This window comes from Burkholderia arboris (assembly GCF_902499125.1).
Lineage (GTDB): Bacteria > Pseudomonadota > Gammaproteobacteria > Burkholderiales > Burkholderiaceae > Burkholderia > Burkholderia arboris.
In genome coordinates, this window is sequence record NZ_CABVPX010000009.1 from 150,541 (window position 1) to 162,146 (window position 11,606).

Consider the following 11,606-nt stretch of genomic DNA (forward strand, 5'->3'; position numbering starts at 1 on the left):
ATCGGGTTGCGTTGTGGCCAGATTTTTCTCAGAATTTGGCATTGAACGCGTGATACATGAATTTTTTGGAATCGGATGCCAAATGAAACTTGACGCTATCGACCGCCGGATCCTGAGCGCGCTGCAGCGCGACGGCCGGATGCAGAACGTGGAACTCGCGCACGAGGTCGGGCTGTCGCCGTCGCCGTGCCTGCGGCGCGTGCGGCTCCTCGAGGAAGCGGGCGTGATCGAGAAATACGTGGCCGTGCTGAATCCCGCGAAGGTCGGCAAGGGCCTGACGATCTTCACGCGCGTGTGGCTGAAGGGGCAGGACGCGGAATCGGTGAACCGTTTCTCGGAGGCCGTCCAGCAGATGCCGGAAGTCGTCGAATGCCACCTGATGGCCGGCGATTGCGATTTCCTGCTGCGCGTCGTCGCGGCCGACATCGACGACTATCGGCGCTTCCAGATGGAATACCTCACGCGCATTCCGGGCGTGCTCAGCGTGAAGACCGACATTCCGATGCAGAAGGTCAAGCTCACGTCGGCGTTGCCGACGTAGTGCGACGCGGGTAGGCGGCGGCGCGTCGACGAATGGTCATGGCGCGGTGACAATCGGCGGATAAACTGGCGGGGTAAGTCGCATCGCACGGGTTGCCGGTGCAGTCGTGCGTCGTGCAACGTTCGATGCGCAAGCAACTAACGGTCAGTCTCGACGCGACCGGGCACACGGCGCGCCGCGCCGGGTCATGCGTTGAAGCGAGTGCGTTTCTTCTTGTCGGGCCATTCATGCAGCCATTCAACAATCCGTGGAATTCGCTGGAAATCGTCAAGCTCGTGCTCGGCGTGCTGACGCCGTTGTCGGTCGCGTGTCTTGGCTGGCTCGTCGCGCGCCGGCTGAAGCGGCTCGAACTCGTGCAGTGGACCAACCAGCGGCTGATCGAGAAGCGGCTGGCGCTGTACGATGCCGTCGCGCCGCAGCTCAATGCGCTGCTGTGCTTCTACACGTGGATCGGCTACTGGAAGGACATCTCGCCGGACGACGTGATCCGTGCGAAGCGCGACCTCGACCGCACGTTCCACATCTACCGCTACCTGTTCGACGACGACGTGTACGACGCGTATCACACGTACATTCACGCGCTGTTCGACGTGCATACGGGCCCGGGCCGCGACGCGCGGATCCGCTCGCTGATCCAGGCGCCCGACGGCGATCGCAGCGTGCATGGTTCTTATGACTGGAAGCCGGCGTGGTCCGACCGTTTCGCGACCGCGAATGTCGTGCCGAAGGACGACGTGCTGCGCCATTACACGCAGTTGATGGAGCGGCTGCGCGTGGCGCTCGGCGCGACGCTTCACGCCGGTATCGAAATCCGGCACCGGGCGGCGCGAAACCCCACCCTCGCACACGAAGCGGATGCGGAGCCCGGCCGCTGCTGACATGCTCGCGCCATCACCACTCGCGCGAGGTCCGTATGGTTGTCGACACTGGCTGCCAGCCGCTCCTGGTCCGCTCGCCCGGCGCGGGCCGGCGGCGTTTCTTCTCCGTTGCTTCTCTCGAAACGCATGACACGCCGTTGCCGGTCGACCCGGAGATCGGCGACATCGTGTTCATCCGTGTAACCGTGCGGCCGTTTCTCGAGGTGGCGAGCGCAACGCGCTCATGGACGAATCACGTCGGGATCATCGTCGGCGAGCGCGGCGGCGAGGCGCTGATCGCGGAGAGCACGTTTCCGCTGTCGCGCGTGACGACGATGTCGCGATTTCTCGCGCGCTCCGACCGCGGCGCATGCGTGATCGCGCGGCTCAGGCAGCCGCTCGACGCCGCGCAGCGGCGCGGCCTCGTCGACGCGGCGATGCGCCGGATCGGCGTGGTCTACGACACGGGTTTCAATCTCGCGTCGCGCCGGCAGTTCTGCTCGCGGTTCGTGCGCGAAGTGGTGCGCGATGCGACGCGGATCGTGCTCGGCGACGTCGAGACCTTCGACATGCTGCTGCGCCGGAATCCCGATCATCCGCTCGGTTTCTGGAAGATCTGGTACTTCGGCCGGATTCCGTGGCGTCGCCGCACCGTGACGCCGGCGAGCTTGCTCGACAGCGGCGCATTGCGGGTGGTGGTGGATACACGCGATCCGGGTAACGATCGAGCCGACTGACGAGCACGTGTATCGCCGCACCGCCCGTGCTCAGTTCCGTCCCGCCACCGCAAGCCGTGCCGCCAGCCCCACGAACACCGACCCGAGCAGATACTGCGGCAGCTTCGACGGCCGGCGGCGCGCGCCGATCCGCTGGCTCAGCCGGCTCGCGGAGAGAATCACGGCGCCGTTCACGACGATCCCGATCAGGTTCAGCACCGTCGCGAGCACGAGAATCTGCACGGCGATCGAACCGTGCTCGGGCCGCACGAACTGCGGGAACAGCGCGAGCACGAACAGCGCCATCTTCGGGTTCAGCAGGTTCGTCGTCAGCCCCTGACGGAAGATCGTTGCGGTCGAGTGGCGACGTGGCGACGCGACGGGCGACAGCGCGGTCGCATCAGAACGGAACGTTTTCCACGCGAGATACAGCAGATACGCGGCGCCCGCGAAGCGCACGGCGTCGTACGCGAGCGGCACCGCGACGAAGAGCTGCGACAGCCCGAGTGCCGCCGCGAGCGCGTGGCAGTAGGTGCCGGCCTGAATGCCCGCGAGCGTGGCGAAGCCTGCGCGCCGGCCCTGGCTCACGCTGCGGGACGCGATCAGCAGCATGTCGGGGCCGGGCGTGGCCGTCAGCGCGAGACACGCGCCGGAGAATAGCGCGAGCGTGGAGAGGTCGATCATGGCAGTCCCTTTTGTCGATGCGACGTAAAAGGGAGGTCAGTTTAGGAGGGCGCGCGCAGCCGGTCAATCGAGCGAGCGGATGATGGTCAGGCGTCGCAGATCGCAACGTGACTCATCATCATGCGCGCGCGATCGGCGCACCCGTCACTGCTTGCGGCAAGCAACCTGATAGTCGATCACGGTGTTCGCCGAAGGCTTGTCCGGCTCGCCGCCGACTGTCGTCACGCCGAGCACGCCGGCCGCGTTCCGGTAGCGCAGCGCGCAATACCCCATGCCGGTGCCTGAACACGCTTCGGCTTCGATGATGCCGTGCTTTGCGAGCGCTGCCGCACCGTCCATCGCGTCCGGTTTCTCGCGCGGGGGCAGCGGTTGCCAGCCATGCGCGATCAGGATCTTGCGTGCCGCGTCGAGCGGCTTGCCGTACACGTTCGGCACGACCGCGCGGCCGTTGCAGTGCGTGCTTTCGGCGGCGACGCGGGTCAGCCGCAGGCTCCCGTTCTCTTCATGCAGTTCGCCGACGGGCGGCGCCGGGCCGTCGCCGCCCCAGATCAGCAGCGCGCCGTTGTCCAGACGATCGGCCGAGCCGAGCTGCCAGCCGGCCTTGCGAGCGGTATAGCCGAGCGCGACGAGCGTCGTGCCGTCGAACACACCGACGTTGCCGTTGCGCGCGAAACAGATCGCGCTCGTGCCGGCACTGAATCCGCTCGAGAACGTCACGACCGTGTAGCGCCCAAGCGGCGCTTCGGACGTCACGATCCAGTTGCGCTTCGCGACTTCGCGGCCGGCCGCGGTGGTGGTCTTCGCGCGATATTGCGGGCAAAACGGATCGAGTGACCCGTTCTCCGGCGAATGCGGCAGCACGCCGAGCGGCACCAGCGATGCGCCGGCGATCTCGGAGGCCGTGCGCAGCGTATCGGCCGATGCCGTGCCGCCGAGCGCGGCGCACGCAACGGCCGCGATCGCGGCTGCAGGGGCGAGACGGCGGGCCAAGGCCGGAGCGATGAAGCGGAACACGCGGGCAGTCTTCGTCGAAAGGGCGGCGAACGCGACGATCGCGATTTTCCGCGCGCGTGCCGCCAACGACTCAGCCCTTCGCGACGACGTCGATCCGCAGCGCTGCGCCGCCGTCGACGATCGCCAGCAGACGATCGACGTTCGGGTGCGCGCCCGGGCGGTTACGCGCGTCGGCCGTATGCTCGGCGAACACCGCGAGGCCATGCTCGGCAGCCTTCGCGTCGAGCGTGCCGAAGGCCTGCCGCAGATAGTTGTACACCGCGAGCGAGCCCTGCTTGCCCGGCTGGTTCTCGATGGTCGCGACCACGTCGCCGTTCGCGCCGACGAGATCGATGCGCGCGACGCCGTCGATGGCCGGCAGTTGCGCGAGGTTGTCCTTGAATACTGGGGTCGGTTGAATCACTGAAAACACTCCGTCGGTTCGGTCATGGGCCAAAGTGCGTGGCCGGCCGTATCTTATCCGATCGGCTTCGGCGAACTGGCCGGCGCGGCGGAGGACTCGACAGCGCTTCGCCTTCGGTGGCACGGATTCGCCGGGGACGAGGCGACGTGAACGGCACCTGAATCCGGGCGCATGACTGACGCGACAGGGCAAATATGGCGCCGGCCGGGTCTGGCGCGCCCGATGGCGCAGCAGAGGCTTCCCCGCGTCGTTGGCACTGGCGTAACCGTGGGCGGCATGGCAGGACGCTTGCAGTCGACAGAAGAGGCCAGTGGTGATCGCGGGCGACGATTCGCGAGCCCCGCCAGCGTGCGCGCTCCGAAGCGGGCTATTGGCCCGAGGCGGCCGGACGTGTCATGGCCAGAAGCGAGTTGACGAATGCCTCGCGCTGCGCCGGGCCCAGCGGACGCAGTCCGCACACTTCGTCGAACCACAGCCCTTCCACCGCGAAGCGGATGATATGAGCGGTGCGTTCGGGCAACTGGTCGCGGCTCAGCAATTCTGCCCAGCGCGCCGCATGCGTCGCGTAAACAGGCAGCAGGCCGGGTTCCAGAAGCAGGCTGCCGATCACGGCGGAAAGGCTTCTCCCTTGCAGCGCCTGTTCGGAACTCGCGATGATGTAGGCGCGCGTCCAGGCGCCTGGCTGCCCATCGGCCTGTGCGGCTTCGGTGACTGCCCGCTCGAAGGTGGTGGCTTCGAAGTGAAGCAGCCCGGCCAGAAGCTCGGACTTGCTCGAGAAGTGATAGAGCAGTCCTCCTTTGCTGATGCCGGCAACCGACGCGGCCTCTGCAAGGGTTAATCCCAGGATGCCCTTGTCTTGCAGGATGTTTCGCGACGCTTCGAATATTTTTCTCTTTGTATCGCTGATTTCATTGTTCATATGCTATCTGGCGGAATACTGCGGTAAAAATGATTCGAAAAGAGCCGTACCGGCTGGACGGTGCATTATACAAATTCCCTTTGCCATTTTTTTTGATTTCGTTACTGTACCGGCTGGACGGTACATAAGACGCACGCCAATCAGAATCCCATCTGCCCCGGCCTGGATAGAACGATGAACGAGTACACGAGTTTCTCCGCGATCGACGAATGCGCCGAACGTCTCGACTGCGTATTGACGCTTTCGCAAGGGAAGGTCTGCGGCGCCCACATGGGCGACAGCATCCGGTTCGTTGGCATTCCGTATGGAAGGCCAACGAATGGCGAGCTGCGTTTCAAGCCGCCTGCGCCCGGACCGGGATGGGACGGAATCCGGGATTGCTGCACTTATGGCGATGCATGCCCGCAGTTCAATGACGACTTGCCGGCCTGGCAGTTCGATGGAGGCCATTCGGCGAACTGCCTGAACCTCAATGTCTGGATGCCGGTCGCGGCCGCGCGTGGCGATCGTCTGCCCGTCATGGTGTGGCTGCATGGCGGCGCGTATCTGTCGGGTTCCGCAAACCTGCCGCTGTACGACGGGCGCATGCTCGCCGAGGAGCAGCAGGTAGTGGTCGTGTCGGTCAACCATCGCCTCAATGCGTTCGGCTACCTGTACCTGTGCGATCAGGATGCCCGCTATTCGCACGCGGCGAACGTGGGACAGCAGGATATCGTGCTGGCGCTCGAGTGGATCGCGGCGAACATCGGCGCATTCGGCGGCGATGCGACCAACGTCACGCTGTTTGGCGAATCAGGCGGTGGCGGGAAGATCTGCGCGCTGACGATGATGCCGTCAGCCGACGGCCTGTATCACAAGGCCATCATTCAGAGCGGCGCGTTTCTCACGATGCTGTCGCGGGAGCAGGCGAACGCCAGGGCCGGTGAATTCCTTTCGATGCTGGGCGCCGATGCGCGATCGCTCGACGGGATGCCGGAGGAGCGGGTGCTCGAAGCCGTGCGACGCCTGTTCGATCGTCATGGCTATACCGCGTTCTGGCCCGTCGACGATGGTGTCGTCATCGATGCGTCGAGAAGCCGGAGCCCGTCGATACCGATGATGATCGGCACGACGCGTCACGAGGCGGCGTACTTTCTGGAACCCGGGTTGCTCGCGCACGGTTCGCTCGACTCGACCGGCCATCGCGACGCGCTGGAGAACGGTGTCCGGCCGTTCAGCACCGGCCCGGACGAGGTGACGGCAACCGTGGGAGCCGCATGGCGTACCCATGAAATCGAACCCGACACGATCGGTCGGGACCTGACGGACGCCGTGTTCTGGATGCCCGCGGTGGCGCTGGCGGAGCGCAACAGCCGGCGGGCGGACACATTCATGTACCGGTTCGACTGGGAATTCCCGTGCTGCGGCGGCAGCTACGCCATTCACGGCGCCGAGATCCCTTTCGTATTCGGTACGCTCGACTACGCGCTTCCGGCCTGGGACAGCACGGATTTTCCGGGCAACCGGTATCCGGGCGACACGCGAGGCGACCGGTTCGAACTGGCCGCGCGCATGCGGCGCGCATGGGCCGATTTCGCCCGATACGGAGATCCATCGGCGCGCGGCGCCCCGGTGTGGCCGCTTTACACGACGGAGGCGCGTTCGATACGGATTTTCGACCGCACCTGCCGCATCGACCAGGATCCCGATGCCGAGCGCCGGCGAGCGCTGTTCGCCGGGCACGCGGGCTTGTAATGCACCTCCCCTCATCGACAAGGAACCACCATGGAGACGTCAGCGGCCACCCCTGCATCCGCACCCACGCGGCCTTTGAACTGGATTGCCATCGTATTTTTCGTGCTTGCCACCAACGGGCCGCTCACCAGCCTCATCGGGTGCGTGCCGTATGGCGTTGCGTATGGAAACGGAATCGGGATCGCCGGTTCCTATCTCTGCGTGGGGCTGATCTATCTGTTCTTCGCGGTCGGTTTCACGGCGATGAGCCGCCACGTGAGTCATGCCGGCGCGCTCTATGCCTACGTCGGGCAAGGTCTGGGCCGGCCGGCGGGCGTGGGAGCCGCGTTCATGGCTGTCGCATCCTATTTCGTGATCACGCTCGCGTGCTATGCACTGCTGGGCTTCTATATCAGCTATTTCATCGGCACGCTGACCGGCGTGACCGTGCCGTGGTGGCTCGGCACGCTGGGCGCGGCGGTTGTCGTGCACGTGTTCGCGATCAACAATGTGCAGTTCAATGGCGCGGTGCTGTTCCTGTTGATGATCGTCGAGATCGGGTTGATCGTCGCTTTCAACATCAAGGTGGCTGCCACGGGCGGAGGCGTTGAGCACTTCAGTCTCGCACCGCTGCATCCCGCGAATGTATTCACCGCGAAGTTCGGCACCTCACTCGTGTTCGTCGTGGTGGCCTACATGGGATTCGAGACGACCGTGATCTACGCGAACGACGTTCGGAACCCGAGCCGGTCGATTCCGATCGCCACGTACGTCAGCGTTGCGGTCATCATGGCGATCTACGTGGTGTCGACGGTACAGATGTCCAATGCGTTCGGTTATGCCGAAGTCGTTGCCCTTGCGGTGAAGTCCCCGGCGGATCTGTGGTTCGCCGTGACTGAGCGGGTACTCGGCAAGCAGATGGTGGTGGTCACCAATGCGCTGCTGATCACCAGCATGCTGGCCGCGATCATCAGCTTCAACAACGCGACCGTGCGTTACTGGTATTCGCTCGGCCGCGACGGCATTGCGTTCGAGTGGCTTGCGCGGTTGAGCGTGAAGAAGGGGCTTCCGATCCGCGCTGCGAACATGCAGTCGACGATCATGGTCACGATGATCGTTCTGTTTGCCCTCTATCGTGTCGACCCGGTCATGGTGATCGCACCGTATCTGAGCATTCCGTCCGCGATCGGCATCGTGTGCGTGCAGGCGCTGACCGCGCTCGCGGTCATCCGGTTCTTCGCCGCCCGTCGCGAGCGCGAGACGCGGTTTGTCCGGTGGGCTGTTTTCCCGGCCATCAGCTTTGCGGGATTCGGCTACTTCCTGTACGCGATGATCGGCAACGTCTCGCTGATGGCCGGTACGTCGTCGGTCGTCGTGTCGATGCTGCCGTGGACGACACCGGCGATCGCTGTCATCGGTGCGATCTTCGCGGCGTGGCTGCGGTATGCGCGGCCGACGGTCTATACCCGATTGGGACGCTTCCTGAGCGACAGCTGATCACGCGGAATATTGCGGGAACCGGCGATCTCCTTTTGATTAGGTATACAAATTAATGATGCGTGTCCGGAGATCGCCGGAACGACGGATCTCGAGCACTTATCCGCCCGGTCGTGTCGTACCGGTCGGCACGCTGGCACCGGCCGTGCGCCACGCGAGCGCCGCGCCCGCGAGCTGCAGTGCGCTGCCCGTCAGCATCGCGACCCGCAACCCGGTCGCATCGCCGCCGCACGCGTCGTACAGCGCGCCCAGCATCGCGACGCCGAACACCGCGCCGATCATCCGCGTCACGTTCATCAGCGATGCGGCCGTGCCCGCGCGCGCGGCATCGACCGCGCCGACGGCCGTCGCGGCCAGCGACCCGACGGCGAGGCCGAGCCCCGTACCCGTCAGCGCGAGCCCCGCCTCGGCCCACAGCAGCATCGGCGCGTGCGGGTCCGTCGAGCCGGCTGCGCCGATGCCGATCGCGGCGAGCCCGATCCCCATCAGCGCGACCCCGCCCGCACCGGCCGTGCGCCCGCCGACGCGGGCTGCGGCCGCACCTGAGCCGAACGACACGAGCGCGAACGGGATCGACATCGGCAGCAGCGCGAGGCCCGCGCCGGTGGCGTCGAGCACGTGGTGGCTCTGCCACGCGAGTGGCAGCACGAACAACATCCCGTAGCCGCCGAACGTCATCGTGCCGTTGCCGACGAGCATCCCGCGAAACGCGCGGTTCGCGAACAGGTCGAGCGGCACCAGCGCGGCCGTACCGAGCCGCCGTTCGATCCGCACGAACAGCGCGACGGCGGCAGCCGCAGCCGCGACCAGCAGCACCGCGCGCAGCGGGGCGTGGCGCGCGTCGATCGTCGCGAACACGACGCAGCCGATCGCGATCGCGCCGAGCACCTGCGCGGCCGGATCGAAGCGCCGGCCCTGCGGATCGGCCGATTCCGGCACGACGGCGCTGGCCAGCACGATCGCGGCGACGCTGAACGGAATCACGATGCCGAAGATGCTGCGCCAGCCGAATGCGGGGATCAGCACGCCGCCGAGCGTCGGCCCGACGATCATCGCGATGCCGCCGCACGCGGCCCAGATGCCGAGCGCGCGCGCACGTCCGGCCGGATCGCGCCAGGTCACGCGGACGATCGCGAGCGATGCGGGGATCAGCAGCGCGGCGCCGGCCCCGGCAAGCGCGCGGCCCGCGATCAGCACGCCGAGCGTCGGCGCGAGCGCGCACACGACCGATGCGCCGCTCAGCACGGTCGCGCCGAGCACGAACGCGCGCCGCCGGCCGAACAGGTCGCCGATCAGGCCGCCCGTGAGCAGCAGCACCGCATACGCGAGGTTGTACGCGTCGATGACCCATTGCAGCGCACCGACGCGCGCGCCGAACGCCGCGCCGATCGGTTCGGTTGCGAGATTGACGATCGCGGTGTCGATCTGCGCGATCAGCACGGCGATGCACAGGGCCGGCAGCACGAGGCGGTGCCGGGCGGGCGCGACGGCATCGGCCGCGCCGGTGGAAGCAGGACGAAGCGTCGGGTTCACGGGCAATCCCCTTGGCGTCCCATTACCGTCCGGTACCGCTCAGTACGCCCGCGTCGCGCGAGCGCTCGATGTCGGGGCTGCGATACGCGCGCTCGGGAATCTCCGCGAGCCGCGACGCATGCACCTGCCGCGGCGCCAGCCCGTAGAACTTCTGGAAGCTCATGATCAGCGGCGACCACTTGTCCGGATCGATGCGGTCCGGCTGGCCGTCCATCAGCAGGTCGAGGTGGATGTGCACGCGCTGGATGCGCACTTCGAACACGCGGATATGGCCACGCAGGTCCGGCGCTTCTTCGCCGATTCCGTGTGTGGCCGCGACGACCGCTTCCATGTGCACCGGGCATTCGAGCGCGCGCGGCGGCGCGACCGTTTGCGAGGCGGCCGCGGTGAGCCCGGCCGTGCCGAACTTGTCGGGTTCGAACACGTAGCCTTTCGCGCGCTTGCCGTCGGGCACCGGATAGGTGCCGGTCGTGCGCGCGATCCGGTCGACCGCGTTCGCCTGCGCGGACGACGGCAGGTTCAGCACGCATTCGCCGGTACGCAGCAGGTTGCGGGTGGTCTGCGAGCTGGCGGCGATGCCGATCACGCCGCGCCAGCCGAGCCAGAACGCCGACGAGATCGGCGCGAGATTGGCCGTGCCGTTCTCGTTCAGCGTGCTGACCAGCACGACGGGCGTGCCGAAATAGAGGATGTTCGGTTCGGTGACGCAATGCGGTGCATTCATGGCTGGAGCCCTCGGTGACGGATCAGTCCACATGCTGATCGCGTCGCCGCGGCGCGGCGCTCCGAATCTTGTCGTGTCATTCCGAACGTGTGCGCAGGTGGCGATGACGCCGCAATGGACCGGTCGGCAGCGCGTGCGCTTTTCCGCTACAGTAGGAAATCGCAGGCCGCGCCCGCCGCACCACGCACGCGGGCGCGGCCACGTTCCGCCAACGCACCCGAGGGCCTGATGGACACCGAGCAACGCTACACCGCCAACGCGCCGACACGCGCGGAAGTCGATGCACTGGGCGGCGCCACCGTCATCGAATTCGGCGCGAACTGGTGCGGAATTTGCGCAGGCGCGCAGCCCGCGATCGTCGCGTCGTTCACCGCGCATCCCGCCGTGCGCCACCTGAAGATCGAGGATGGCCCGGGCCGCCCGCTCGGCCGCTCGTTCGGCGTGAAGCTGTGGCCGACGCTCGTATTCCTGCGCGACGGCGTCGAAGTCGCGCGCGTCGTGCGCCCCGCCGACGCGCAACAGATCGAAGCCGACGGCTTCGCCGCGCTGGCCTGAGATCACGACGATGCAACAGGCCATCACGCACATCGGCGTCGACACGCGCGGCAGCGGCCTCGTCGAATTCACGCCGCAGGTGCGTGCGTTCGTCGACCAGCAGACGATCCGCACCGGCCTCGTCACCGTGTTCTGCCGTCATACGTCGGCCTCGCTGCTGATCCAGGAGAACGCGGATCCGTCGGTGCGGCGCGACATCGAACGCTATTTCGCGACGCTCGCGCCCGAGGACGACACGCGCTACGAGCACGACACCGAAGGGGCCGACGACATGCCGGCGCATCTGCGCACGGCGCTCACGCAGGTGCAGCTGTCGATTCCGGTCGAGCACGGCCGCATGGTGCTCGGCACGTGGCAGGGGATCTATCTGTTCGAGCATCGCCGTGCCGCGCACCGGCGCGACATCGTGCTGCACGTGATCGGGGAGTAGGCGGGCGCGCGGCGCCAGCC

General features: G+C 66.6%; 12 protein-coding genes and 1 pseudogene. 7 read left to right on the plus strand and 6 right to left on the minus strand.

Annotated features, from left to right (window positions below):
• Positions 1-82: 82 nt before the first annotated feature.
• The 3 genes and pseudogenes from BLA15945_RS13610 (at position 83) to BLA15945_RS13620 (ending at position 2,135) form a co-directional block, all read left to right on the plus strand.
• Positions 83-541 carry an Lrp/AsnC family transcriptional regulator gene (locus tag BLA15945_RS13610; RefSeq protein ID WP_059237883.1) on the plus strand — a complete coding sequence of 153 codons (459 nt, stop codon included), beginning with the start codon at positions 83-85 and terminating at the stop codon, positions 539-541.
• A gap of 227 nt (positions 542-768) precedes the next feature.
• Positions 769-1,329 (plus strand): annotated as a pseudogene (locus tag BLA15945_RS13615) (hypothetical protein); the annotation flags it as partial.
• Between the two features lie 125 nt (positions 1,330-1,454).
• Positions 1,455-2,135: a YebB family permuted papain-like enzyme gene (locus BLA15945_RS13620; protein ID WP_059237881.1), complete on the plus strand. Its 681-nt coding sequence runs from the start codon at positions 1,455-1,457 to the stop codon at positions 2,133-2,135.
• Positions 2,136-2,165: 30 nt separating this feature from the next.
• On the opposite strand, the gene BLA15945_RS13625 is transcribed toward BLA15945_RS13620, so the two are convergent.
• The 4 genes from BLA15945_RS13625 to BLA15945_RS13640 all read right to left on the minus strand — a co-directional run bounded on the left by BLA15945_RS13625 (position 2,166) and on the right by BLA15945_RS13640 (position 5,134).
• A complete protein-coding gene (locus tag BLA15945_RS13625) occupies positions 2,166-2,798 on the minus strand; it encodes a LysE family translocator (protein WP_059237880.1) in 633 nt (210 codons plus the stop codon).
• A gap of 144 nt (positions 2,799-2,942) precedes the next feature.
• Complete coding sequence (locus BLA15945_RS13630; RefSeq protein WP_174992622.1) at positions 2,943-3,812, minus strand: PASTA domain-containing protein; 870 nt, start codon at positions 3,810-3,812, stop codon at positions 2,943-2,945.
• Positions 3,813-3,882: 70 nt separating this feature from the next.
• Positions 3,883-4,215, minus strand: coding sequence for a DUF2322 family protein (locus tag BLA15945_RS13635; RefSeq protein WP_059237879.1), 333 nt, complete (start codon positions 4,213-4,215; stop codon positions 3,883-3,885).
• 367 nt (positions 4,216-4,582) lie between these two features.
• Complete coding sequence (locus BLA15945_RS13640) at positions 4,583-5,134, minus strand: TetR/AcrR family transcriptional regulator (RefSeq protein WP_059237878.1); 552 nt, start codon at positions 5,132-5,134, stop codon at positions 4,583-4,585.
• Positions 5,135-5,308: 174 nt separating this feature from the next.
• Here BLA15945_RS13640 and BLA15945_RS13645 point away from each other — a divergent pair, with 174 nt between their 5' ends.
• Both BLA15945_RS13645 and BLA15945_RS13650 read left to right on the plus strand, forming a co-directional pair.
• The gene (locus tag BLA15945_RS13645) at positions 5,309-6,868 is read left to right on the plus strand and encodes a carboxylesterase/lipase family protein (protein WP_233464210.1); all 1,560 of its coding nucleotides are present in this window, start codon (positions 5,309-5,311) and stop codon (positions 6,866-6,868) included.
• A 102-nt stretch (positions 6,869-6,970) separates the two neighbouring features.
• Positions 6,971-8,344, plus strand: coding sequence for an APC family permease (locus BLA15945_RS13650; protein ID WP_233464211.1), 1,374 nt, complete (start codon positions 6,971-6,973; stop codon positions 8,342-8,344).
• A 99-nt stretch (positions 8,345-8,443) separates the two neighbouring features.
• On the opposite strand, the gene BLA15945_RS13655 is transcribed toward BLA15945_RS13650, so the two are convergent.
• Both BLA15945_RS13655 and BLA15945_RS13660 read right to left on the minus strand, forming a co-directional pair.
• A complete protein-coding gene (locus tag BLA15945_RS13655) occupies positions 8,444-9,877 on the minus strand; it encodes an MFS transporter (protein WP_174992624.1) in 1,434 nt (477 codons plus the stop codon).
• Positions 9,878-9,899: 22 nt separating this feature from the next.
• The gene (locus BLA15945_RS13660) at positions 9,900-10,601 is read right to left on the minus strand and encodes a flavin reductase family protein (RefSeq protein WP_174992625.1); all 702 of its coding nucleotides are present in this window, start codon (positions 10,599-10,601) and stop codon (positions 9,900-9,902) included.
• A 228-nt stretch (positions 10,602-10,829) separates the two neighbouring features.
• Between BLA15945_RS13660 and BLA15945_RS13665 the strand changes: the two genes are divergently transcribed.
• Both BLA15945_RS13665 and BLA15945_RS13670 read left to right on the plus strand, forming a co-directional pair.
• On the plus strand, positions 10,830-11,156 hold the full coding sequence (locus BLA15945_RS13665; RefSeq protein WP_059237873.1) for a thioredoxin family protein: 327 nt from the start codon (positions 10,830-10,832) through the stop codon (positions 11,154-11,156).
• A 10-nt stretch (positions 11,157-11,166) separates the two neighbouring features.
• A complete protein-coding gene (locus BLA15945_RS13670) occupies positions 11,167-11,586 on the plus strand; it encodes a secondary thiamine-phosphate synthase enzyme YjbQ (RefSeq protein WP_174992626.1) in 420 nt (139 codons plus the stop codon).
• The last annotated feature ends 20 nt before the right edge of the window (positions 11,587-11,606 follow it).